This is a genomic window from Oerskovia sp. USHLN155 (assembly GCF_037145535.1).
Lineage (GTDB): Bacteria > Actinomycetota > Actinomycetes > Actinomycetales > Cellulomonadaceae > Oerskovia > Oerskovia rustica.
In genome coordinates, this window is the sequence record NZ_JBBCXG010000004.1 from 24,433 (window position 1) to 47,706 (window position 23,274).

At 73.5% G+C, this 23,274-nt stretch carries 20 protein-coding genes; 8 read left to right on the forward strand and 12 right to left on the reverse strand.

What is annotated here, in order from left to right; all coding sequences use genetic code 11:
- Positions 1–118: 118 nt before the first annotated feature.
- The 3 genes from WFH32_RS06435 to WFH32_RS06445 all read right to left on the reverse strand — a co-directional run bounded on the left by WFH32_RS06435 (position 119) and on the right by WFH32_RS06445 (position 3,270).
- Complete coding sequence (locus tag WFH32_RS06435; protein WP_336706603.1) at positions 119–1,603, reverse strand: S1 family peptidase; 1,485 nt, start codon at positions 1,601–1,603, stop codon at positions 119–121.
- Positions 1,604–1,706: 103 nt separating this feature from the next.
- The gene (locus tag WFH32_RS06440; protein WP_191795859.1) at positions 1,707–2,660 is read right to left on the reverse strand and encodes a LysR family transcriptional regulator; all 954 of its coding nucleotides are present in this window, start codon (positions 2,658–2,660) and stop codon (positions 1,707–1,709) included.
- 130 nt (positions 2,661–2,790) lie between these two features.
- Entirely contained in the window at positions 2,791–3,270 is a 480-nt protein-coding gene (locus tag WFH32_RS06445; protein ID WP_336706604.1) for a DUF2867 domain-containing protein, read from the reverse strand.
- Between the two features lie 67 nt (positions 3,271–3,337).
- On the opposite strand from WFH32_RS06445, the gene WFH32_RS06450 reads away from it, so the two are divergent.
- Positions 3,338–3,904, forward strand: coding sequence for a TetR/AcrR family transcriptional regulator (locus WFH32_RS06450; RefSeq protein ID WP_336706606.1), 567 nt, complete (start codon positions 3,338–3,340; stop codon positions 3,902–3,904).
- A 24-nt stretch (positions 3,905–3,928) separates the two neighbouring features.
- On the opposite strand, the gene WFH32_RS06455 is transcribed toward WFH32_RS06450, so the two are convergent.
- From WFH32_RS06455 to WFH32_RS06470, 4 genes are all read right to left on the reverse strand, one after another.
- Entirely contained in the window at positions 3,929–4,345 is a 417-nt protein-coding gene (locus WFH32_RS06455; RefSeq protein ID WP_336706607.1) for a VOC family protein, read from the reverse strand.
- 144 nt (positions 4,346–4,489) lie between these two features.
- A complete protein-coding gene (locus WFH32_RS06460) occupies positions 4,490–6,079 on the reverse strand; it encodes a DUF7059 domain-containing protein (protein ID WP_336706609.1) in 1,590 nt (529 codons plus the stop codon).
- A gap of 105 nt (positions 6,080–6,184) precedes the next feature.
- Entirely contained in the window at positions 6,185–6,616 is a 432-nt protein-coding gene (locus tag WFH32_RS06465) for a hypothetical protein (protein ID WP_336706610.1), read from the reverse strand.
- A gap of 73 nt (positions 6,617–6,689) precedes the next feature.
- Positions 6,690–7,280, reverse strand: coding sequence for a hypothetical protein (locus WFH32_RS06470; RefSeq protein WP_336706611.1), 591 nt, complete (start codon positions 7,278–7,280; stop codon positions 6,690–6,692).
- A gap of 189 nt (positions 7,281–7,469) precedes the next feature.
- Here WFH32_RS06470 and WFH32_RS06475 point away from each other — a divergent pair, with 189 nt between their 5' ends.
- The gene (locus tag WFH32_RS06475) at positions 7,470–8,186 is read left to right on the forward strand and encodes a TetR/AcrR family transcriptional regulator (RefSeq protein WP_191795852.1); all 717 of its coding nucleotides are present in this window, start codon (positions 7,470–7,472) and stop codon (positions 8,184–8,186) included.
- Between the two features lie 110 nt (positions 8,187–8,296).
- Here the strand turns inward: WFH32_RS06475 and WFH32_RS06480 are convergent, their stop codons facing one another.
- Positions 8,297–10,600, reverse strand: a complete 2,304-nt coding sequence (locus WFH32_RS06480; protein ID WP_336706612.1) for a sodium-translocating pyrophosphatase — start codon at positions 10,598–10,600, stop codon at positions 8,297–8,299.
- Between the two features lie 222 nt (positions 10,601–10,822).
- Here WFH32_RS06480 and WFH32_RS06485 point away from each other — a divergent pair, with 222 nt between their 5' ends.
- From WFH32_RS06485 to lysX, 5 genes are all read left to right on the forward strand, one after another.
- A complete protein-coding gene (locus WFH32_RS06485; RefSeq protein ID WP_336706613.1) occupies positions 10,823–11,536 on the forward strand; it encodes an RNA polymerase sigma factor in 714 nt (237 codons plus the stop codon).
- Positions 11,533–13,011 carry a hypothetical protein gene (locus WFH32_RS06490; protein WP_336706615.1) on the forward strand — a complete coding sequence of 493 codons (1,479 nt, stop codon included), beginning with the start codon at positions 11,533–11,535 and terminating at the stop codon, positions 13,009–13,011. Before WFH32_RS06485 ends, WFH32_RS06490 begins: the two co-directional genes overlap by 4 nt.
- Positions 13,012–13,165: 154 nt before the next feature.
- Positions 13,166–13,714, forward strand: a complete 549-nt coding sequence (locus WFH32_RS06495) for a sigma-70 family RNA polymerase sigma factor (protein WP_191795848.1) — start codon at positions 13,166–13,168, stop codon at positions 13,712–13,714.
- The gene (locus WFH32_RS06500) at positions 13,711–15,102 is read left to right on the forward strand and encodes a hypothetical protein (RefSeq protein ID WP_191795847.1); all 1,392 of its coding nucleotides are present in this window, start codon (positions 13,711–13,713) and stop codon (positions 15,100–15,102) included. The genes WFH32_RS06495 and WFH32_RS06500 overlap by 4 nt, the downstream gene beginning before the upstream one ends.
- A 152-nt stretch (positions 15,103–15,254) precedes the next feature.
- Positions 15,255–18,656 (forward strand): bifunctional lysylphosphatidylglycerol synthetase/lysine--tRNA ligase LysX, encoded by a 3,402-nt coding sequence (lysX, locus tag WFH32_RS06505; RefSeq protein ID WP_336706617.1) that lies wholly within the window; start codon positions 15,255–15,257, stop codon positions 18,654–18,656.
- 31 nt (positions 18,657–18,687) lie between these two features.
- Here the strand turns inward: lysX and WFH32_RS06510 are convergent, their stop codons facing one another.
- Entirely contained in the window at positions 18,688–18,924 is a 237-nt protein-coding gene (locus tag WFH32_RS06510; RefSeq protein ID WP_191795845.1) for a hypothetical protein, read from the reverse strand.
- Between the two features lie 292 nt (positions 18,925–19,216).
- Between WFH32_RS06510 and WFH32_RS06515 the strand changes: the two genes are divergently transcribed.
- Complete coding sequence (locus WFH32_RS06515) at positions 19,217–20,788, forward strand: M15 family metallopeptidase (protein ID WP_336706618.1); 1,572 nt, start codon at positions 19,217–19,219, stop codon at positions 20,786–20,788.
- A gap of 10 nt (positions 20,789–20,798) precedes the next feature.
- Here the strand turns inward: WFH32_RS06515 and WFH32_RS06520 are convergent, their stop codons facing one another.
- Genes WFH32_RS06520 through WFH32_RS06530 form a run of 3 tightly spaced genes read right to left on the reverse strand, consistent with a single transcriptional unit; the run spans position 20,799 to position 23,219 of the window.
- Positions 20,799–21,647 (reverse strand): alpha/beta fold hydrolase, encoded by an 849-nt coding sequence (locus WFH32_RS06520; RefSeq protein WP_191795843.1) that lies wholly within the window; start codon positions 21,645–21,647, stop codon positions 20,799–20,801.
- 13 nt (positions 21,648–21,660) lie between these two features.
- Positions 21,661–22,455, reverse strand: coding sequence for a DUF998 domain-containing protein (locus tag WFH32_RS06525; protein ID WP_336706620.1), 795 nt, complete (start codon positions 22,453–22,455; stop codon positions 21,661–21,663).
- On the reverse strand, positions 22,452–23,219 hold the full coding sequence (locus WFH32_RS06530) for a TetR/AcrR family transcriptional regulator (RefSeq protein WP_336706621.1): 768 nt from the start codon (positions 23,217–23,219) through the stop codon (positions 22,452–22,454). The genes WFH32_RS06525 and WFH32_RS06530 overlap by 4 nt, the downstream gene beginning before the upstream one ends.
- Between the last annotated feature and the right edge of the window lie 55 nt (positions 23,220–23,274).

Sequence of the window (23,274 nt, forward strand, 5' to 3'; positions counted from 1 at the left end):
CCTCGCCGCCCACAGGGCTCGCTGAACATGCCGCCGGCGTCGGTCGAAGGTGCCGAGAACGGGGTTGAGGCCGCCACCGGACCGGTAGCGACCTCAAACCCGTTCTCGACCGAGGGGGCTACGGCGTCGTCGCCCCTAGCGTGTACGCACCCGAGCCCGCGTACGCATGGACCACGTACCGGTAGTACCCGGCGGTCCCTGTGTACGTGATCGCCTCAGCGGCACCGGACGACGTCGACTGCGCGACGTTCGCCCACGCGGACCCGGTCCACTTCTGCAGGTACAGGTCCAGGTCGGTGCCCGCCGGACCGCTCAGGCACACCCGGTGCGCCCCGCTGCCGGCCGTGACGTACGAACCGTTCGGCTGCGCGACCGAGGTCCCGGCCGAGACGCTGCCCTGGTAGGTGCGCGCATAGCCCGGGCACCCGGCCGGCGGCGGCTCGGTGCCCCCACCACCCGAGGTCACGAGCGTGAGCCCGTACGCCCCGAGCGCCTCGTTGACGGGCTGGAAGTACGTCGTCCCGCCCGACGAGCAGTTGCCCGACCCGCCAGAGGTCACGCCCTGCGCCTGGTTGCCCGCGAGGAGCGAGCCGCCCGAGTCGCCCGGCTCGGCGCACACGTTCGTGCGGATGAGCCCAGAGACGGTGCCCTGCGGGTAGGTCACCGAGCTGTTGTAGGCCGCGATCGTGCCGCAGTGCCAGCCCGTCGTGGAACCGGACCGGCAGACGGAGGCCCCCACGGGCGCGGCCGTCGAGCCCGCGACCGCGACGCGCCCGCCGCTGTAGTTGTTGACCGCGCCGACCGGGGTGTTGCCCACGTCGACCTGTACCCAGGCGTAGTCGTTGCCGGGGAAGCTCGACCCGCGGAACGTGCCGCCCGGCCCGGATGTCCGGGTACCGACCGTGCCGCAATGCCCAGCCGTGATGAAGCCCCCGTTCACGGCGAAGCCGACCGAGCAGCGTCCGCCCGAGCCCATCGTGTACGCGTTGCCGCCCACCACGTCGATCAGCGGGCGAGGTGCCTCGGTCGTCGTCACGTAGGTGATGGCGCCCGCGGGAACGCCCGCGCTCGCGGCGGCCTGCTCCGCGAGGGCGCGGCCGCCGTCGTGCACGTTGACGACGACCTGGTTGGTCGTGACGTCGACGAACCAGCTCGGCACCGCGGCCGGGTCGGTGAGCTCGCCGTCGAGCGCCGCCTTCCACGTGTCGAGCTCGGCGAGCGTGTGGTCGACGACCACGGGGGTCGCGCCCGCCGCACGGACCTCCTTGGCCTCGGCGTCGTCGGCGACGCCCACGTACAGGGTGTTCTTGGCGGGGTCGACCCAGGCGCCCGCGTAGGCGTCCAGGCTCTCGGCGAGAGCGTCCTCGGTGCTCGCCGCGTCGGACTGGAACGCCAGACGCCTCGTCGCGTCCTTGGCGCTCAGCCCCAGGTCCCGCTGGAGGGCGCGGAGCACCTCGGGCGAGACCTTCGAGGACGTCTGGGGTGAGATCGTCGGTGCATCGGGGCTGGGTGTCACCGCGTTCGCGGCGAGCGCTGTGGGTCCGGCAACCATCGCCGTCGCGGCGCACGCCGTGGCGAGCGTCCTCCAGAATGATCGTGCCATCTCGCTGTCCCTTCGTCGGGTCCCGGGATCGCCGGGTGAACGAGGCTCACGCTAGGGAGCGGGAAGCGGGCGGCACAGATGCCAGCCGGGTCATACCGGGGCGTTATGTACGGGTCTCCCCGTAGGTGTCGAGCCAGCACAGGTAGCGCGGGCTGCGGCTCACGGCGTCGTGGTGGGACCGGACGGCGGCGTCGACGAGCACCTCGACGGGCAGGTGCGCCGCGCCCCCGCGCCACCCCACGTAGTGCGCCCACCGCAGCGGCGCACCGTCGAGCGGCACGACCTGCGTGCCCGGGGTGTCGGGGAACGTCGGCTGGACCAGGGCGACTGCGTGCCCGGCCTGGACCAGGTCGATCACGGTCGGGCGGTCGGCCTCGCTCAGGCCCGACGGCGTGAAGCCCGCCCGTGCGCACGCCTGCGCGAAGCAGCGTTCGAAGCAGCCGTCCCCGGGGCCGCTGAGCCACACCTCGTCGGCGAGCTCGCCCAGCGGGACGGACGAGCGGTCGGCGTGCGGGTGCGCGTCCGGCAGCAGCACGAACACGGGGTCGACGTCGACGCGCCACCACGTCACGCCGCCCGTCGTGGGCGGGCTCGCGTCGGAGCACAGACCCACGAGCGCGACGTCGAGCGTGCCCGCCGCGATCTGCTGCGCGGTGTCGTCCACGGACCAGCTCGTGGCGGTCGTGACCCGGACGTCGGGCAGGGCCGTGACGAGGCGGTGCACGAACCGTCCCGCGAGCGCGCTCGCCACGGTCCCGACGCGCAGCGTCCCCGGGCCGTCCTCGTCACGGTTGACGTGCTGCTGGACGTCGTCGAGCAGCGAGGTCATGGCGGGCAGGACCATGCGGGCCCGACCCAGGACGAGCTCACCGAGGGCCGTGGGGTGGGCGCCGCGCTGGTCGCGCGTGAAGACCTGCCCGCCGAGCGAACGGTCGATGCGGTTGAGCTGCGCGGTCAGCGCCGGCTGGGCGATCCCGAGGGCCGCCGCGGCCCGCGTCACGCTCCCGTGGTCCGCGACGGCCACGATCAGCCGCAGGTGACGGAGCTCGAGGTCCATGCGCCTGAAACTAGCGCGGCGGGTGATGTTCCGCGCCTGCGCGGTGCGCGAGCACGGGGTTCCGAGCGGTCGAGCACGGGGTTCAGGTCGCGATCGCCCGGATGGCGACCGCAACCCCGTGCTCGGCAGGTCACCGTCCGGGAGAGCTGCCCATGCGGCGGGCCGCCCGGCGAAGCATCGCGGTCAGCACGGGACCGTGGGCCAGGCGCACGGGGAGGAAGTAGGCGCGCCCCTTCCAGCCGTGCAGACGCACGACGGTCGTGACGCGCACGAGACGAGCGGCGCCGTCGACCCCTACCGCGCAGCGGAAGTCGAGGTGCGTGTCGTCCGCGACGATGAGCGCCTCCTCCCCCTCGACCCGAGAGACGTCGAAGACGCTCTGGTCGCCGCGGCTCACCCCGATGAGCGGGACGAGGGCCTGGCGCAGGACGAACGCGGCACGCACCCACAGGGACGTCGAACGGACGTCGAAGATCGCGCGGGCCCATGCGGCGGGGTCGGTCGTGGCGCCGTCGGGCAAGGGAACGACCACGACGTCGGCGTGGTCGGGTCGGGGGACGTCCTCGAACGCGAGCGAGGAGAAGTGGGGCTTCACGGGTGCTGCGGTCATGGGATCGCCTTCCTCGAACCGGACCGTACGTCGCCGTACGGTTTCTCCGTACGGTAGCGTACGGAACATGCCGCCGACCACCCGCCTCGACGCCGCCACCTGGGTCGACGCCGCCTACGACGCCTTCACCACCGCCGGGCTCGACGCCGTCAAGGTCGAGCCCGTCGCGCGCGCGCTCGGCGCGACCAAGGGGTCGTTCTACTGGCACTTCGCCGACCGGCAGGCCCTCGTCGACGCCGTCCTCGCCCGCTGGGAGGCCGAGACCGCGCGGATCGTCGAGGAGGTCGAGAACACGCCCGGCAGCCCCGCGGACCAGCTCGCCGCGCTCTTCACCGCCGTGACCCGCCGCCGCTCGCCCCGGACGGGCGAGCAGCTCCTCTACGCGCAGACCGACCTCCCGGGCGTCGCCGCGGCCATGTCCCGCGTCACGGCCCAGCGGCTCGACGTCGTCACGCGCCTCCTGCGCTCGGCAGGCTTCTCGCCCGACGAGGCCCGGGCGCGCGCGACCATCGCGCTCGCGACCGTCGTGGGCGCCGAGCACCTGACGCTCGCGACCCCGGACCTGGCGCCCACGGGGGACGACGCGCGGGCCGTGCGCGAGCTGAGCCTCGCGATGATCCTCGGGCGGGACTGACGGCGGGTCCGAGCGGGGTGCGGCTCAGCCGCCCTGGGCCGCGACCTCGGCGTCGCTGCGCAGGATGCAGAACTCGTTGCCCTCGGGGTCCGCGAGCGTGACCCACCCGGACCCGTCGGGTCGTCGGTGGTCGGCGAGCCTGGTCGCCCCCAGGCCGAGGAGCCGTTCGACCTCCTGCTCGCGCGTCCCGTCGGTGGGCCGCAGGTCCAGGTGGAGCCGGTTCTTGATCTCCTTGCTCTCCGGGACCTCGATGAACAGCAGCCGCCCGCGGGACTCGGCCGGGGCGTGGGTGCCGGCGGGCGGGAAGATCATGCACTCCTCGTGGCCGGGCAGGTTCGGGTCGTCGGGGTCCTCGACGTAGCCGAGGACCCCGCACCACCAGACCGACTGTGCGTAGGCGTCGCGGGCGTCGAACGTCGTGTGCTGGATGCGAGAGGTCATGGGCTCAACCTAGGGAGGCGCGTCGCCCGCCGCACGGCCTTTCCGGTCGCTGCGGCCGACCACGGGGTTCCGTGCGGTCGAGCACGAGGTTGAGGCCGTCGTCGCCGGGAGAACGACCTCAACCCCGTGCTCGGCACCCGAGCGTCACGGGAGCAGGAAGCCGTCCCGCACCAGGCCGCGCACCGCAGGGAGCAGCTCGCCCGCGAGGTCGCCGGCCGGGACCTCGAACAGCGACGCGATCGCCCCGATCAGCTGTCCCACGGTGAGCTCTCCGTCGCTCGCCCCGACGAGCGCCGCGAGCCCGGTCGACGCCTGGATCCCCCGCCCCAGACCGTCGCCCTGGCGCACGATCACGACGTTGGGGTCCTCGGCGCCGGGCGTCAGGTAGTGCTCCTCGGTCACGTCGGGAGCCACCGCGAGGCGCGAGGACGCGAGCGTCGCGTCGTCGCGGGCCGCGAGCCAGTCGTGCGCCGCGAGCGAGGCGGCCAGGTGCCCGCCGAGCGGCTGACGCACCGACCCCGTGTGCTCCTCGAGTCGGCGCAGGCTCACCCCGTGCCCCTCGGCGGGCTTGCGGAGCGTGACGATCCCGAAGCCCACGGCCTCGACGTCGCGCGTCGCGAAGTCGTCGAGCCACGCCTCGTACGACGTGGCCCACGCCCCGGGCTCGCGCTCGGGGGTCGTGCCACCGTCACGGATCCACGTCTCGGCGTACTCGGCCGGGTCCAGGACCTCGCGCTGGATGATCCAGCCGTCGAGCCCGGCCTCCTCGAGCCAGGCACCCACGCGCTCGGTCCACGGCTCGCCACGCCGGTGCTCCCAGTTGCCGAGCATCTGCGCGACGCCGCCCGGCGCCAGCACGTCCCCGACGTTCACGATCAGGTCGCGCACCAGGTCGTCGCCCGCGCGGCCCCCGTCGCGGTACTCGTACTCAGGAAGGGCGCTGCTGGTCCCGCCCGGAACACCGCGCGGCGTGATGACGAACGGCGGGTTGGAGACCACGAGGTCGAACTGCTCGCCCGCGACGGGGTCGAGCATCGACCCTTCCCGCAGGTCCAGGCTCACCCCGTCGAGGGCCGCGTTGAACTCGGCGAACCGCAGCGCTCGCCGGGAGATGTCGGTCCCGACGACCGACCGTGCGTGCCGCGAGGCGTGCAGGGCCTGGATGCCGCAGCCGGTCCCGAGGTCGAGCACCCGGTCCACGGGCGTGCGCATCGTGACCTGCGCGAGCGTGATCGAGGCGCCGCCCGCGCCGAGCACGTGGTCGCCTGCGAGGCGTCGCCCGGTCGCGAGCTCGCCCAGGTCGGAGGCCAGCCACCACGTGACCGGACCGGCCGCGTCGGCCGCGGCGTAGGGGCGCAGGTCGAGGAGGGCACGGACGCCGTCGTCGGGCCCGTTGCCCGCCGCGGTCACGAGCCCGAGGCGGGCGGCGCCGTCGGTCCCCACGCCCGGCAGCGCGGCGTCGAGGTCCGCGCGGCGGACCTCGAGGCCCAGCAGGAAGAGCCCCGCGAGGACGGCCCGCGGGTCCTTCCTGCCCGACGACGCCGCACCGGTCGCGTCGTCGAGCGCGGCCCGGGCGACGCGCAGCGCGGGGACGGCCTGCTCGCGGTGCAGGGCCGCGGCCGCGAGCGGACCGAGGAAGTCCTCGACCCCGTCGACCGTGTAGGAGGCGGCCGCGAGGTCGTCGCGCAGCAGCGGCAGGAGGCGTGGGTCGATCGTGGGTTCACCGAGGGACATGCCCCTATCCTCCCCCGGGCGACCCGCGGGGCGCCCGGGCCGACGACGAGGGGCCGGCCTCACAGCGCGCGCTGCGGGACCGGCCCCTCCGGGACGGCTCTCGGGTCAGGCCTTGCAGTTCTCCGCGGAGAACGTCTCGAGGTTCTTCATCGCGGCGGTCACCTCGTCGCTCTGGATGTCGTCACCGACGGCGGTCGCCTTGTCGACGAACGCCGGGTCGGTCGGGTCGAGGTCGTTCAGCTCGGTGAAGGCCGCCCCGGCGTCGCCCATGGCTCCGGTCAGGACCTTCCAGTCCGCGGCGACGTCGTCGGGGGCGGTGATCTTCTCCATCTCGGCGGCAAGGGTGGTGAAGGCGCCACCGGTGCTCGCGAGGTCCGACGGGTCGACGTCGGCCATGGTGGCGTCGAGGTCCTCGCCGGCCTTGCAGAACGCGGCGACGTCCGCGCCGCCGCCGCTGCACGCGGCGAGGGAGAAGGTCAGGAGGACGGCGGTCGCGATACCGCCGAGGGTCGTGGTCGTGCTCTTTCGGTTGGTCACGGACCCCATCCTGGAGCATTGCTGTGAGCATCGGCGCCAGAATTCGCCCCCTGGGCAGTTCTCCCCATGCGCCTCACGCGCGGCAGGTGGTGTCCAGGTATGCCGTCACACGTGCCGACGCCGCCGTCATGGCGTCCGTGTCGAGGTCCTTGCCCGCGTCGTCGAGCGCCTTGACGATCTCCTTCGGGGCGTCGCTGTCGGCCTTCGCGAGCGCCTTGGCCGCGGTCGAGACGTAGGACGTCACGGTCTTCCAGTCGGCCGCGACGTCCGCGGGGGGCTCGACGCTGGTGAGCGCGACCCGGGCGTTCTCGAACCCCGTCACCAGGGTGCGGGGATGGTCCACGCTCATCGACACCTGCGCGGTGTTGGCCGCGGCCCACGCGGCCTCGGTCTCGGCGCAGAACGAGGTGTCGACGGCGGGGTCGGCCGGGGCGGCCGGGTCACCCTCCGCTGCTGCGTCGGCGTCCGCGTCGGCCGCCGACGCAGCGTCGGTCGCAGCGTCGACCGCGGAGCTGTCGGCCGCCGTCTCGGCAGCCCCGTCGGTCGCGGACGACGTGGGCGACGCGGCGGACGACTCGGGGTCGCCCCCACCCGAGCAGGCTCCCAGGGCAAGCAGCCCGACGACGGCGAGCGCCGTCGTCGGGCGCAGGAACGAGGTCTTCATCCCTCCATGATGCGGGCTGGAGGCCCTGCACCGAAACCGCCCGACCCGCGCCGGAGCAGCCGGATCGACGCGGAACGGACTCCGTCAGCGCTCGGCCGACCCGGTCCCCGACCACCTGCCCCGCGACCGTCACCAGTTCTCCACGGTGGACGACGCCCCCTTGGTCCGGTTTCTCCCTAGGATGACCGCGTGAGCGCGACGCAGCGAGAGACGGTCGGACCCTCCCACGCCACGGGACCGGAGGGCGAGCCCCTCCTCGCCCGCCCCGACACCCCTCCCACCGTCCCCCCGGACCCCACGACCGCCCGACGGCGGAGCACCGACGCGCGCGTCCCCGTCCAGGCCCGCAGCAGCGACCGTCAGCGCTCCATGGTCGACGCCGCCGCACGCCTCCTGCTCGCCGAGGGCTTCCCGGCCGTCACGCACCGACGGGTCGCACGCGCGGCACAGGTCCCGCAGGGCTCGGCCTCGTACTACTTCCCGTCGAGCTCCGCGCTCGTCACGGCCGCGGTCGAGGCCGCCGAGGACCTGCGCGGCACCGCGGCGACCGAGAAGGCCGACGGTCTCGCACGTCGCGACCGTTCGACCGCGACGACCGCACGGCTGCTCATCGAGACGTTCTACGCGCCCTCGGTCGACGACCAGGTGGTCGACGTCAGGCTCGACCCCGTGCTCACCGCGATGCGCGACCCCGCGCTGCGCCCCATCCTGCGCGCGAGCCGCCCCCGGCTGCTCGCGGCCCTGCGGACCGTGCTCGAGGCCAGCGGGTACGACCACGTCACCGACGTCGACCTCCTGGGTCACTTCATCGACGCCGCGCTCCTGTCCGCGGCCGCCGACGGGACCGAGGACGTCCTCGACAGGGCGACAGGGACGACGGCGCGGCTGCTGGAGCACTGGCGCTGAGACGGGCGCGACGACCGTCAGGAGACAGCGCGCGCGTGGGGTCGGTTCGACAGAAGGGGGCCGGGCGACAGCGCCCGACCCCCTTCCGACGAGATTCCCCCGGTTGGGCCTCAGCTCGTCCGCACCGCCTGCGGCTCCTCCGACATCTGCTCACGGTCCACGCGCGCCGCGCGCAGCCTCGACAGGATGACGGCTCCGAACGCGATGCCCGCCGCGACCACCGCGATCGCGATGCGCAACGTGTGGTTGGCGTCCTCGGGGACGCTCAGCAGCACCACGGCCGGGGCGATGAGCACCGAGACCAGGTTCATGACCTTGAGCAGCGGGTTGATCGCCGGACCGGCCGTGTCCTTGAACGGGTCGCCCACGGTGTCGCCGACGACGGTCGCCTCGTGCGCGGGCGATCCCTTGCCGCCGTACGCGCCGTCCTCGACGATCTTCTTCGCGTTGTCCCACGCACCGCCCGAGTTCGCCAGGAAGACCGCCATGAGCACGCCGGCACCGATGGCCCCCGCGAGGAAGCCCGCGAGCGGCCCCACCCCCAGCCCGAAGCCCACCGCGATGGGCGCGAACGCGGCCAGCAGGCCCGGGGTCGCGAGCTCGCGCAGCGAGTCACGGGTGCAGATGTCGACGACCTTGCCGTACTCGGGGCGCTCGTCGTACGTCATGATCCCGGGGTGCTCGCGGAACTGGCGACGCACCTCGTACACGATCGCGCCGGCCGCGCGGGTCACGGCGTCGATCGCGAGCCCCGAGAACAGGAACACGGTCGCGGCGCCGAGGATCACCCCGACCAGGGTGATGGGCGAGATGATCGAGTAGTCGAGCATCGAGACGACGAGCCCGCCGGCCGGGTTCGTGATGTCCGCGAGCGCCCCGCCCACGGCGTCGGCGTAGGACCCGAACAGCGCGGTCGCCGCGAGGACCGCGGTCGCGATCGCGATGCCCTTGGTGATGGCCTTGGTCGTGTTGCCCACGGCGTCGAGGTCCGTGAGGATCTGCGCGGCCTCCGGGTTGCCGTCGCCCGACTCGCCGACGGCCATCTCGTAGATGCCCTGCGCGTTGTCCGAGACGGGCCCGAACGTGTCCATCGCGACGATCACGCCGACCGTCGTCAGGAGCCCGCAACCCGCGAGCGCGATGAGGAACAGCGACAGCCAGACCGAGCCGCCCGCGATGAGGAAGACGCCGCAGATCGCTGCCGCGATGATGCCCGCGGTGTACACCGCGGACTCGAACCCGACCCCGATCCCGGACAGGACGACCGTGGCCGCACCCGTGCGGGAGGTGGCGGCCACGTGGAGGGTGGGCTTCGACGTCGTGCCCGTGAAGTAGCCCGTGACCCACAGGATGATGCCCGCCAGGACCACGCCGATGAGGACCGCGAGCGCCGCGACCACGCGCGGGTCGCTCGTGACGTCGCCCAGGTCCGCGGTGCCCGACAGCTCGGAGAACGACGACGGCAGGTACACGAACGCCGCGACGCCCGCGAGGACCGCGCCCAGGAGCGCCGAGAGGTAGAAGCCGCGGTAGATCGCCCGCAGGCCGTTCTCGCTGCCGCGCACGCGTGTGACGAAGACGCCCAGCACCGCGACGAACGCGCCGATGGCCGTGACGATCAGCGGGAAGACGAGCCCCTGCTCGCCCATCGCGGCCTTGCCGAGGATGAGGGCCGCGACGAGCATGACGGCGTACGACTCGAAGAGGTCGGCAGCCATGCCCGCGCAGTCGCCCACGTTGTCGCCCACGTTGTCCGCGATGGTCGCGGCGTTGCGCGGGTCATCCTCGGGGATCCCCTGCTCGACCTTGCCCACCAGGTCCGCACCGACGTCCGCCGCCTTGGTGAAGATCCCGCCGCCCACGCGCATGAACATCGCGAGCAGTGCAGCCCCGAACCCGAACCCCTCGAGCACAGCCGGTGCGTCCCCTCGGTACAGCAGCACCACGCCGGCCGCACCGAGCAGGCCTAAACCCACGACGGACATCCCCACCACACCACCGGTCCGGAACGCGACGCGCGCCCCCTCGGCTCGTCCCCCGGGCCGGGTCGCGGCCGAGGCGACGCGCACGTTCGCGCGCACCGCGAGCCACATCCCCAGGTAGCCGATGCACGCCGAGAACCCGGCACCGACGAGGAACGCGACCGACCGGCCCACCTTGATCCCGGCGTCGCCCGGCAGGAGGAACAGCAGACCGAAGACGATCACCGCGAACAGCGCCAGGGTCCGGAACTGCCGGTTGAGGTACGCCGAGGCCCCCTCCTGGATGGCCTGGGCGATGTCCTGCATCTTCGCGGTGCCCTCGGGAGCGGCCAGGACCTGGCGTCTGAGGACGAAGGCGAAGACCAGCGCGGCGAGGCCTATGGCCCCGATCACCGCGACGATCGTGAGACTGGTGGAGCTGAGCGTGAGCATCCGTCCTCCTTGACGACTGCTGGACCGGGATCACCGGCTGGTCCTCCGGCACCCCCGGAGGATGCGCCCGAGTCTAGCCATGTGTGGCGTGCGTCACGAGACGTCGTGAGAGACGTCACGAGGAGGCGCGCCCGACTTCACCCCCAACGATCCACGGGCGCCGAGCGTCATGATCAGTGACACCGCCCACCAGGGGCGGTCGGACGGAAGAAGGGGGGAACGGTGGCCGACTGGGACGACGAGCTCACCGCGCTGAGCAGCCAGCGCGGTGACGCGCTCGTGGGGTACGCCTACCTGCTCTGCGGGAACAGGCGTGACGCGGAGGACGTGGTGCAGGACGCACTCGTCAAGGTGTTCTCGAGGCTCCGCGGAAGGGGCACGACGACGGAGCGGCAGGCGCCGCCCGGCTCGCCCTCGGGCGGGACGCGGCTCTTCATGCTCGACGACACCGCCGACCGGGAGGCGCACCGCCCCGTCGCGCACCTCGAGGGGTACGTGCGCCGGGCGATCCTCACGCTCTACCTCGACGGGTACCGCCGCCGACGGCACTGGCTCGGGCTGAGACATCTCGTCGGTCAGCGGGAGGGCGTCGCCGGACCGGAGGCTCCGGCCACGGCCCGTGCCGACACCGCCAGGGCGCTCGCCCGGCTGACTCCGCGGCAGCGGGCGTGCGTCGTGCTCCGGTACTACGAGGACCTGACGGTCCCGCGCATCGCCGAGGAGCTCGGGTGCGCCGAGGGGACGGTCAAGCGTCACCTGTCGGACGCGATGGCCGTCATGCAGCAGACGCTGGGCGCAGCGTCCCCGACGACGGCCTCCGCCGCGGCGACGGCGACCTCCTCTGCACCCTCCGCCGGGTCCACCGCCGCACCCACCGCCTACCCGGCGCCCACAGTCACGGCACAGCGCACGACGAACGGGAGGAACACGAAGTGAGCACCACCTACCACGGCCCCTCGAACCACGAGGACGACCTGGGCCGCGCGCTGCGTGACCTGGTCGACGACGCGTCCCTGCCCGGTCTCGACGCCCACCTCGACGTCGTCCGCGGGCGGACGCGACGCCGTCGGGCAGCGAAGAAGGTCGCCCTCGGGGCGACGACGCTGTGCGTCGCGGGGGCCCTCGGCATCGCCGCGGTCTCGCTCCCGCAAGACGCCCGGCCGGAGCCGATCGCACCGGCCCGGTCGCCGTCAGCGACCCCCTCGCCGACGCCTGCGTCCTTGCCGACCTTCCCGACGCCGCTCACCGCGCAGGCCCTCGAGTGCCAGCAGCCCGCCCCGACCCCGACGGGCGACCGGCTCCCCGCCCTTCTGAGCATCGACGCGGCCGCGCTGACGGTGCAGAACCTCGAGCTCGTCGAGACCACGGTCACGTCGACCTTCACCGACGACGCGAGGATCACCCTCGCCGGGGAGAAGTGGTCGGGCGCCTACGTCGTGGTGCAGGACGGGGTGATCGTCAGCTCGCTCCTCCCCCTCCCGGAGACCGACGGCCCCCTCGCCCCGGAGCCGGGTTCCTCGGTCACCCAGGAGCTGAGCGTCGACTCGTTCGCCTCCTGCGACCCTGAGGGGCTCAACGACCACTCGCCCTCGATGCTCCCGGGCGACTACCAGGTGTTCGCGCTGTCCCGGTTCCAGCTCGACTCCTGGGCCCCCGTCGGGCCCGACGGCACCGTGGGACCGGAGACCACAGGAGCGCTGTACGACGGGTGGCTCGTCTCGGAGCCCGTGCCGCTGACGATCACGCCCGCGACGGACACCGATCCTGTCGCGCTCCAGGACGTCCTGCTCACGGACACGTCGGCCGTCTACGCGTCCCTCCGCCAGGCGGCGGAGGCAGGCGACCCCGTGGCTCTCGACCTCCTCGTCGATCCCTCGCGGATCCCCGTGGCCGACGGACCGTACGGGACGTGGACGCTCACCGTCGCCCCGAACGCCAGCACCGGTGAGCGTCAGCGGACGACCAGCGACGACGGATGGACCCTGGTCCTGCGGGGTGGAGCGCCCTTCTCCGCCCCGACGCCGTCGGGCCTGGCCTTCTCCCGCTTCGTCGGGACCTACGACGTGCTGGTGGACGACTCGGGAGCGACCCCGACCATCAGCCTCCAGGTGATCGAAGGAGGGATGGCCGTCGAGGCCCCGGCGACCAAGGATCGAGAAGTCTGCGACGCCTACATCGACGCGAGCAGGGGCGTCGACACCGCCGGCGGCCCCCTGGGCACGTACATGGACGACCTCGTCCTGCTCGCCGGAGACACGGTTCCTGCCGCGGACTCTTCGCTCTACCGGGAGCTGCGAGCACGGTGGATCAGCTCCCCCAGCGCCTGGTGGTCCATCGTCCATGGCGTGGACCTGATGCGTACGACGGACGTCGGCGGAGACTCCCTCGCCCTGATCTGCGAAGGATCCTGACCCCGCCCCCCGGGCCGCGGCCCCGCTCACCCCACGGTGAGCGGGGCCGACGTGCGCCACACCCGACGGTCCGCCCCGACCTCACCCCAACCTTTCGTCGCTGCTGCTCGTTGAGAGCAGTGACACGGCACGCAGATCGACGCAGGAGGACTTCATGGCCCGTTGGGAGCAGGTGCTGGACGAGATCGTCCGCACCCGTCGGAGAGCGCTCGTGGGGTACGCGTACCTCCTGTGCGGCGACCTGCGGGAGGCGGAGGACCTCGTCCAGGAAGGGCTCGTCCGAACGTTCCGGCGCGGGCGTGCCGCGACCGACTTCCAGCTCGCCGAGAGCTACGTCCGCAAGGCGATCCTCACGACCTATCTCGACGGGTTCCGACGCCAGCGGCACTGGGAAGGGATCCGGCACCTGTTCAGCGGCTCCGACGAGACCGAAGCGACCGGCCCCGGCACCCCGGCCGCCACGGACGCCCGCCTCGACGTGCAGAAGGCGCTGATGACGCTCGCTCCCCGCGAGCGCGCCTGCGTCGTCCTGCGCTACTACTCCGACCTCACGATCCGCCAGGTCGGCGAACAGCTCTCGCTCAGCGAGGGCACGGTCAAGCGGTACCTCAGCGACGCGAACAGCAAGCTTGCGGCCTCCCTCGGCCCGATCGACACCCCGTCAGACGACCTCGACGTCACTCCCCTGGGAGGAGCCCGATGAACGACAAGATCCCGCCGTCGACACCGCTTCACCTCGACGCCGCCCTCTCCGAGATCGCGACCGACGCGAGCCGTGCCGCCTCCGACGGGCTCACGGGCTCGGCCGAGGTGCGCCGCCTGGTCAAGCGCTCGCGCCGCCAGCGCGCGACCGCGTTCGGCTCCGCCGGCTTCGTCCTCCTGGGCGTCGCGGGCATCGGGCTCTCGGGCGTCCTCTCACCTGCCCCGGTCGAGATCCTGCCGGCCCCGCCGGTGCCGTCGCCGACCCCCGAGGCCGTCGAGCCTCTCGACGGTGCGTTCGCTCCCGCGTGCGGCGAGGACCTCTCGGACCTCCTCGCGACCACGACCCCCGTGGCGCTCGGGCCCGACACGTCCGACGGCACGGGTGAGACGCCTCTCCAGGTCACGAACACCGGCGACACCCCGCTCACCGTCGCGTCGGCGGGCCGCGTCGCGGTCTACCTGCTCGATGCCGAGGGCAAGGTCGCCTCGACCCACGTGCCCGACGACCCCGCGACCAACGAGGCACCGCAGCCGTTCGACCTCGCCCCCGGCGAGTCCGGTGGCCTCGGTCTCTCGGGCGTCGGGCCCTGCGGCGACGCGGCACTGCCGGCGGCCGGGACCTGGTCCGCGATCGGGTCGCTCGCCACCGAGACCACGCCCGCGGACGGGGTCGCAGCCGCGGGCACCGTCGTCGGCGGTCCGTGGACCGTGACGGTCGACGACCAGGGCAGGGTGACGAGCCTCGACGGCCGCACGGTCGCCGTCCCTCCCGCCCAGCCCGACACTCCCCCCGAGGTCCCTGAGACCCCGGAGCCGCCGACCTACCTGCCCGGTGCCTTCGACTCCGAGAAGGCGACCTTCCCCGCCCCTGTCGAGTGGGAAGACCTCCAGTGCGGCAGCCCCGCGCCGGCCGCCACGGGTGACGGGGCGCTCGCACGTCTCAAGGTCGCCGGACCGGTCCCGGTGATGAGCGGTTCGTCCGAGAAGTCGGTCACCGCGCGCCTGACGACGCACGCGCACGCCAGGCTCGACGTGGTCGACTGGTCCTTCCTCTACGAGTACGTGATCTCCCAGGACGGCGTGATCGTCTCGAGCCCCCTGATCGCCACCGACTCGTACGAGAACGCGGAGATGCAGCCCGGGTCGGTGCAGGACGGCCGGTTCACGTTGGCGGCCACCGCGTCGTGCGACCCGTACGGCACGAGCACGCCCCAGCCGCTGCCCCCCGGCACGTACCAGCTGCATGCGATCTATCCCTGGATGATCGACTCGTACGCGCTGCAGCAGACGGACGGGACGTGGGGACGCACCATCCAGCGGGAGGCGGGAGCGGAGGCGCTGTTCAAGGGCCGCCTCGTATCCGCCCCCGTCACGTTCACGGTGCAGTAGCCGCCCACGACTGCGCCGTCGCGGCGGCCGGCCCGACGAGACGTCGAGCCGGCCGCCGCACCACGTCAGCGGCGTGGTCAGCCGTGTTCCACCTCTCGCATCCACCGCTCCTGCGCTTGAATGAGTGCACCGACCTGCACCGAGGAGCACGCATGCCCCGCTCGACCTCCCTGTCCCGCACCTCCGCCCCACCCTGGGCCGAGACCGTCGCCTCGTGGGCGGGGAGGATCGTGCAGGCCGTGGCCTTCTGGCTCGTGCTCGCGCTGATCCTGCTGCTGTTCGCTCCCGGCTTCGTGCGGACGGTGAGCGACTGGCTGGCGGTCCTGAACATCCCCACGTTCCCGAGCGTCTTCTCGGTGGTCCTGGTCGGCGTGATCGCGAGCGGCCTCCTGCGCCGGCAGCGGGCGGCCCTGTGGTTCGTCGTGATCGTGTGGCAGTTCCCGGTCGCGGTGCTGGGGCTCGCGGTGGGCCTGCTGTGGGTCTTCGACGAGGACAAGCAGGCGCTGCGAGCGGACGGCCTGGTGCTCTCACCGCTCGAGATCGCGTCGTGGGTCGTGGCCGTCGCGGCGGTCGTCCTGCTGATCGCGGCCCGGTCCGCGTTCCCTGCCCGGGTCAGCAAGGGTGCGTGGTGGCGGGCGATCCTGGTGCTCGTGGGCGGTGTCGCCGTCTCGGCGTTCCTCACGCTCCTGCTGCTCGAGGTCTTCCCCCACACGCTGCACGGGATGCGCAACCGGGTGAACTGGAGCCTGTCGGTCGCGCTCGGCCTCAAGCCCAGCGACTACCCGCTGCACGCCGACGGCTCGGGTCCTGGCTGGTTGGCCCTCGTCGCGGGTCTGATCTCGGCGCTCGCCCTGGTGCTCGCGATCGCGGTCTTCATGCGCTCGGCCCCGCACGACGCCAAGGTCGAGGCGGCCGACGAGCTCGCCGTGCGCAAGCTCCTGCTGGAGCACCCCAGCGACGACTCGCTCGAGTACTTCGCGACGCGCTGGGACCGCAGCGCGATCTTCTCCCAGGACCAGCGGGCGGCCGTGACCTACCGGGTCATCTCCGGCGTGTGCCTCGCGGCGGGGGACCCCATCGGCGACAAGGCGAGCTGGCCCGACGCGATCGAGCAGTGGCGCGCGCACGCACGCCGCTTCGGCTGGGTGCCCGCGGTGCTGTCGACGAGCGAGCTGGGCGCCAAGGCGTTCCAGGCCGTGGACCTGCACCCGATCGCGCTGGGCGACGAGGCGATCATCAACACGCGGACGTTCACGCTCGACGGCCCGGCGATGCGGTCGGTGCGTCACGCGGTCGCACGCCCCGAGCGCGAGGGGTACCGGGTCCTGGTCCGCCGCCAGGCCGAGATCCCGGCCGACGAGCTCGCAGCCCTGGTCGCCGCCGCCGACGAGTGGCGACACGGCGAGGAGCGCGGCTTCTCGATGTCGCTGAGCCGTCTGGGGGACGCCGCGGACCCGCGCGAGATGATCGTCTCCGCGCACGACGCCGACGGGAACCCGCGGGGCCTCCTGTCGTTCGTGCCCTGGGGCCGCCGTGGTCTGTCCCTCGACGTCATGCGCCGCCACCCGCAGGCCGTCAGCGGGGTCACCGAGCTCATGGTGACCGAGCTCGTCGCCGCCGGGCGCAGCATGGGCGTCGACCGCATCTCGATGAACTTCGCGATGTTCCGCGGGTCGTTCGAGCAGGGGGCACGCATCGGCGCGACCCCGATCCAACGCTTCAACCGCCGCCTGCTGCTGATCGCGTCGCGGTTCTGGCAGCTCGACTCGCTGTACAAGTCGAACGAGAAGTACCTGCCGGACTGGAAGCCGCGCCTCCTGTGCTTCCAGAACGCGGGCCAGCTCACGCAGGTCATCTTCGCGGTGGGCCAGGCCGAGGGCTTCCTGCCGAACACCCCGAACCTGTTCCACCGCCGCGACCGGTCGCCGGACCTGCACCGCCCCGAGGTCTCCGCGGCGTTCGCCGAGGCCGTGCGGGCCCAGGAGACCGCGCTGCTCACCGTCTCGGCGCCCACGCGCCGCCTGACCGAGCAGCAGGCCACGCGCCACGCCAAGCTCGGCGTGCTGCGCGCGGCGGGCATGGAGCCCTACCCCGTCTCGGTCCCGCGCACCGTCTCGATCGCGGAGGCCGTGCGACGCGGCACGTCGCTCGGCCGGTCGCAGGACGCTCCGGGGCCCGACGGCGCCGCACCGGCCGGGGCGAGCACCGCACCGGGCGACGTGGCCGCCCAGGGCGACCTGTCCGTCGTCGGGCGTGTGGTGCGTCTGCGCGACCACGGCGGCGTGATCTTCGCCGACCTGCGCGAGGGCGTCGACGAGATCCAGGTCATGTTCACGGCCGACCGGCCCGGACCAGACCTCGGGCTCTGGCGCCGCGCGGTCGACCTGGGCGACCAGGTGAGCGTCACGGGCGACCTGACCCGCAGCCGCCGCGGCGAGCTGTCCCTGCACGCGGACGCGTGGCAGATGGCGTCCAAGGCCCTCACGTCGCCGCCCGACAAGCACCGCGGGCTCGCCGACGCCGAGGCGAAGGTGCGGCTCAAGCACATGGAGCTGGCCCTCGACACCCGGACGGCGCAGATCCTGCGCGGGCGCAGCGCAGCCGTGAAGTCGCTGCGCGACTCGCTCGCGGCGCGCGACTTCATCGAGGTCGAGACCCCGATCCTGCAGCGCGTGCACGGCGGTGCGAACGCCCGGCCGTTCACGACGCACATCAACGCGTACGACCTCGACCTGTACCTGCGCATCGCGCCCGAGCTGTTCCTCAAGCGGCTCGCGATCGGCGGCGTCGGGCGAGTCTTCGAGCTGGGCCGCAACTTCCGCAACGAGGGCGTCGACGCGACCCACAACCCCGAGTTCACGTCGCTCGAGGCGTACCAGGCGTACGGGGACTACACGACGATGCGCGAGCTCACGCGCGACCTCATCGTCGAGGCCGCGATCGCCGTGCACGGCGAGCCGGTCTCGCGGCGGGCGGACGGCACCGTGGTCCGGCTCGACGGCGAGTGGCCCGTCCGCACCGTGCACGGGGCGGTGTCCGAGGCCGTGGGCCAGGAGGTCACCCCGGACACCCCGATGGCCACGCTCCAGGCGATCTGCGAGGAGAAGGGCGTCCACTTCACGCCGGACATGACGCACGGGGCGATCGTGACCGAGCTGTACGACGCGTTCGTCGAGGGGCAGACGGTCGAGCCGACGTTCTACACCGACTTCCCGCTCGAGACCTCGCCCCTGACGCGCACCCACCGCCGCGACCCGCGGCTCGCCGAGCGGTGGGACCTCGTGGCGTTCGGCGCCGAGCTGGGCACCGCGTACTCGGAGCTCATCGACCCCGTGGACCAGCGCAACCGCCTCACGCAGCAGTCGCTGCTCGCCGCGGCGGGCGACCCGGAGGCCATGGAGGTCGACGAGGACTTCCTCTCCGCCCTGGAGTTCGCGATGCCGCCCACCGGCGGGCTCGGGATCGGGGTGGACCGCGTCTACATGATGCTCATCGGGGCGAGCATCCGCGAGACGCTCGCGTTCCCGTTCGTCCGCCCGTCGGGGCGGGGCTGACCCGGTCCGGGCCCGGTCACCGGCCCCGCGGTCAGCGCGTGGCCGCGCGCCGGAGACCCGCGCCGAGCATCATCCCGGGCCCGAGCGAGACCAGTGCGGCCCCGACCGCGAACGGCGCGTCCGCCACCGCACCGAAGGCCCCGCCCCCGGCGCCGAAGGCGAGCACGAGCGCGAGCATCGCCGTCGTGGCGCGCTGCTGCTTGAGGTGGTCGAGGACCACTCCCGTCGCGGCCCCGAAGACCACGGCGAACAGGTACAGCATCGTCATCCCTCGTCCCGGTCGGGGGTCGGTCCGCACCAACCATGACGTACCGGACACGCGTCGGCCAGCCGCAGGACGGGACGAACGTGGGACGACGGCGGGATCGGACGAGTTTTCCGCACCACCGTGCGGCCCCGGCCGTCTCGGGGGCCGACGGCGTCACACTTGTCGATAACGAACGAGTAACGTAGGCCGCGATCGGGCGCACGACGGACGGCAACGACCACTGGCTCCCGCACCACGAAGTCGGTACCGACCTCCAGCCGGAGGCCGTCCCAGAGCACAGGAGTCACGTCAGGTGGAAACGTCCGCACCGGTCCAGCAGCGCCCGCACGGCGCCGCGCCGACCCCCACGCGGCGTCAACGTCAGGCCGAGCTTCGCGCGCGAGAGCTCGCCGCGGCCGGACTCGAGGGACGCCCCCACGTCGACCACCTGCAGGTCGAGCACCGGCACACCAGCAGCTCGCGCCCCGCGACGTTCGCCGTGCCGCAGACCGCGGCACGCCCGGCACCGTTCCCCGTGCCGACGGCGGCGACCCCGGTGACGTCCCCCGCGCCGCAGGTCGTCGCACCGGCAGCGGCCGTGGCGGCTGCCCCTCGGACCTCTCCGTTCCCGCCGACCGGCATCCTGCGCGCGGCCCCCGAGCCCGCCGCGCCGCTCCGGACACCGTCGGGCGAGATCCCCGTCGTCCTGGTCCCGGCCCCGACGCCGCTGCGCTCGACGCCCACGCCGGTCGTCACCACCGCCGCGGATGCGCCCGCCGCTCCGACCACCGACCCGACCTTCCCGCCGCTGAGCCGGCGTGAGCGCAAGTCGGGCGGCCCCGCGACCGGCTCCACCCCGGTCGCCCCCGCGACACCGGCCCGGGGGACCCTGTTCGGCTCGCGTCTCGTGGCACGCGCCGCGACGGGCGCCGCGTTCGTCGGTGCCCTGGCGTGCGTGCCCATGATCATCCCCGGCACGGCGTCGGGCGACCTCGCCCCCGGCGGGCAGCAGGCCGACCTCGCGGACGACGAGGGCGGGAACACCACGACGCTCGCCGGGCAGGCGGACGCCACCCAGGACGACATGATCGCCAAGGCGGAGGCCCTCCTGGCACGTGCCGAGGCATCCTCGGCCTCCACGCACGAGCTCGAGACCGCGCGTGCGGAGCTCGCAGCCCTCAAGGACCAGATCTTGGCCGAGCGCAGCGAGGGCTCGCAGCGCGCGTCCCGCTCGAACGAGCGCACGTCCCTCGCCGACAGCGCCGAGGTCGCCGACACGACGGTCACGCAGGACGAGGGTGCGGCCACGGGTCCGCTCACGACCGCGGACCTCGGCCAGGCGATGAACAACGTGGCGATGCAGCTCAACGACTTCGGTGAGACGTCCCAGTCGGTCGTCACGCCGGCCCCCGCGACCCCGGCAGAGCTCGCGGCCGAGCGTCGAACCCGTGCGGCGACGTTGCTCGACCAGTGCGGGTCCGCCAACTTCTCCAACGGCAAGATCCCGGCGTCGGCCCTCACGTCGTTGTCGTTCGCACCGAGCCAGTCCCTGCGCTGCGACGCTGCCGCGATGCTCGAGGAGCTGTCCGCGGCCTACGCCCAGCGGTTCGGCACGTCGATCCCGCTCACGGACACGTACCGGTCCTACTCGGAGCAGGTCTCGACGCGGGCCGCCAAGCCCGGCCTCGCGGCCGTCCCCGGGACCTCGAACCACGGCTGGGGCCTCGCGATCGATCTTGCGGCGCCGGCATCGAGCCCCGGTTCGGCCCAGTACAAGTGGCTGCGCTCGAACGCCCCCCTGTACGGGTGGGACAACCCCGCGTGGGCCCGTCCCAACGGGTCCAAGCCCGAGCCCTGGCACTTCGAGTACGCGGCCGGCTGGTAGCCGCCGTCCTTCAGCGGAACGCCGCGTCCCGGTCGGGCGCGAGCGCCCCGTCCGGGACCTCTCCTCGCAGGACCTGCGCGACGACGTCGGGCCTCGTGAGCGGGAACATGTGTCCCTCGCCCGGTAGCCCGTAGACGCTCGCGCCGAGGCGCGCCCCGAGCTCGCGCTCCTCCCGCAGGAACGGCCCCTGCCCTCGGCTCCCCCACCCGACGAGCTGGACGGGGCGGACCGCGAGACGGTCGAGCGCGTCGGAGCGGCCGGCGAACAGGGCGGTGACGCGTTCGGCCTGCGACCAGCTCTGCTCGTACTGCCCCACCAGGAGTCGCCACGCCTCGGGCGTGCCGTAGCGGCGGGCGGCCTCGTCGTCGGGCATGGGGTCGGGGCGGTGCGTCCCGTCGTACCAGGCCCGACGGCGCAGCGCGGGCCCGCGCCTCGTCACCGCCCCGCAGCGCGCGAGCAGGGTGCCGCCCGCGTGGAGCAGCCGCTCCGCGAACAGCGTCGCCCCGACCGGGGCGGGCCGCTCGGGGCGACGCGGCAGGAAGGGTGCCGTCGGGTCGAGGAGCACGACGGCCCCGAGCTCCTCGGGGTGCGTCAGCGCCCACTCGATCGCTGCGAGGCCGCCCACGCTGTGCCCCACGAGGCCGATGCTCGCGGGGGCGTGCCGCCCCTCCAGCCCGAGAGACGCCCGGATCGCGGCGACGGGCGCGGTGACCGCCGTCTCCCACGAGTCGAGCACGAGCACGGTCGCGGCCGGGAACTGCTCCCGCACGACGCGCGCCAGAGGCTCCATGTCGGAGGGGGCGAGCAGGAGCCCGGGCAGGATGACCCACGTGGTGGGGGGCGGGGTCGCCGTCGTCATGGAGCCCAGTCCATCACGCGTCCCTGGGACTCGCCTCGGAGGAGGCTGTGGGTTCGGTCCCCACCTCCGCTGTGCGGTCCTCCCGGGGGCGCGAGCGGCGCTGCGGGATCCTCAGGACCTGCACCGCGAGCACCAGGACGACCGAGAACGCGACGATCTGTACGCGCTGCGCGATCCCCGTCCCGAGCGGCAACGGGCTGCCGAACATGCCGATCGTGCCGGTCACGATCCCCAGGACCGGCCCGAGGGCGCCCGCGAGGCGGGCCGAGAGCCCGAGGGGGGTCCGACGTCGGGCCCGCGCGAGCCACACGATCCCCGCGCTCGCGACGAACGAGCCGATCCCCGACGCGACGCTCGAGAACGTGTGCGCGTGGTGGGCAGCACTCACGGCTCCCGCCTCCTCGCGCGCGGCGCAGGTCCCGACGGACAGCGCGCAGTCGAGGGGCAGCAGGGCGTCGGCCATGGTCGCGAGCCCGAACGCCACGAGCGCCCAGAACGTGACCCGCTGCACGGGGGTCGCTGCCGGGTGCCCGGCCGCGCGCCGACGCCGGTACGCGACGCCCAGGACCGCGAGCCCGAAGACCACGAGCGCGCCCGCGGCGAGATCGGTCCCCCGGAAGAGCGCGGACGTCGGCTGGTCGAGCGCCGCGAGCTCGGACAGGTACGAACGGGTCGGGTCGAGGGGCCACCCGGCGGCCGCCTCCAGCACGACGCCCACGTAGAGGATCCCGGCAAGGGTCAGGAGGACCTGAGCGACCGTGACGAGCCGGCTCGTGGGCCCTGTCCGGGCGGCCTGCGCCCCCCTCACGCGACCAGAGCCTGCACGCCCGCGACGATGCGGTCGATCCCGAACTCCAGCTCGGCCTCGGCCGAGTACGCGGACTGCTGCGCCTCGCCGACCGTGGCGCCCACGCGCCCGGCCACGGCGAACGTGCTCATCTCGCTGATCCGTTCGAGGAGCGGGGCGTTCGCGGTCCACCACTCGTCGTCGGTCTGCCCGCTCTCCTCGTGGGCGAGGCGGGCCGCGCGGGCACGGCGCGCCGCGGTGGTCGCCTGCCCGACGACGAGCGTCACGGTCGCGTCCATCGCGACGTCGTCGAGGCCGACTCCCTCGATCGCCCGCAGCTCGACGTCGTACTTGCGGGTCTCGCCCGGCCCGAGGACAGGGCGCGCGAGGTCGATGTCGAGGAGCCAGGGGTGCGCCGCGAAGAGGTCCCAGTTGGCGCGGGCCACCGACCGCAGCCGGTCCTGCCACGTGGCACCCCGCGCCTCGCCCTGCGGGTAGAGCTCGCCGTACGCGCGGTCGACGACCAGGTCCACGAGGTCGTCCTTGTTCTGGACGTAGGTGTAGAGCGACATGGTGCCGATCCCGAGCTCGGCGGCCACCTTGCGCATGGACAGCCCGGCGAGCGCACCCTCCGAGTCCGCGAGCCCGACGGCGGCCCGCGCCACCTCGTCGGGCGTCCGGGACTGCTGGGGTCCCCTCGCGCCACGGTCGGCGTGCAGGCCCCACAGGAGCGCGAGGGTGCGCGCGGGGTCGCGAGGGGTCGCGGGGGACGTCGGGGTCGGCACGGGCTGCCTCCTCGTGAGCGATCGGGGATCATCGAAGGGGCTCGACGGATGCCCG

Excerpts from the sequence above, each read along its gene's own strand:
- WFH32_RS06440 (WP_191795859.1), bottom strand. The coding sequence starts at position 2,660 with ATGGACCTCGAGCTCCGTCACCTGCGGCTGATCGTGGCCGTCGCGGAC.
- WFH32_RS06500 (WP_191795847.1), top strand. The coding sequence starts at position 13,711 with ATGAACGACAAGATCCCGCCGTCGACACCGCTTCACCTCGACGCCGCC.
- WFH32_RS06460 (WP_336706609.1), bottom strand. The coding sequence starts at position 6,079 with ATGTCCCTCGGTGAACCCACGATCGACCCACGCCTCCTGCCGCTGCTG.
- lysX (WP_336706617.1), top strand. The coding sequence starts at position 15,255 with ATGCCCCGCTCGACCTCCCTGTCCCGCACCTCCGCCCCACCCTGGGCC.
- WFH32_RS06495 (WP_191795848.1), top strand. The coding sequence starts at position 13,166 with ATGGCCCGTTGGGAGCAGGTGCTGGACGAGATCGTCCGCACCCGTCGG.
- WFH32_RS06520 (WP_191795843.1), bottom strand. The coding sequence starts at position 21,647 with ATGACGACGGCGACCCCGCCCCCCACCACGTGGGTCATCCTGCCCGGG.
- WFH32_RS06455 (WP_336706607.1), bottom strand. The coding sequence starts at position 4,345 with ATGACCTCTCGCATCCAGCACACGACGTTCGACGCCCGCGACGCCTAC.
- WFH32_RS06435 (WP_336706603.1), bottom strand. The coding sequence starts at position 1,603 with ATGGCACGATCATTCTGGAGGACGCTCGCCACGGCGTGCGCCGCGACG.
- WFH32_RS06480 (WP_336706612.1), bottom strand. The coding sequence starts at position 10,600 with ATGCTCACGCTCAGCTCCACCAGTCTCACGATCGTCGCGGTGATCGGG.
- WFH32_RS06450 (WP_336706606.1), top strand. The coding sequence starts at position 3,338 with ATGCCGCCGACCACCCGCCTCGACGCCGCCACCTGGGTCGACGCCGCC.
- WFH32_RS06445 (WP_336706604.1), bottom strand. The coding sequence starts at position 3,270 with ATGACCGCAGCACCCGTGAAGCCCCACTTCTCCTCGCTCGCGTTCGAG.
- WFH32_RS06510 (WP_191795845.1), bottom strand. The coding sequence starts at position 18,924 with ATGACGATGCTGTACCTGTTCGCCGTGGTCTTCGGGGCCGCGACGGGA.
- WFH32_RS06470 (WP_336706611.1), bottom strand. The coding sequence starts at position 7,280 with ATGAAGACCTCGTTCCTGCGCCCGACGACGGCGCTCGCCGTCGTCGGG.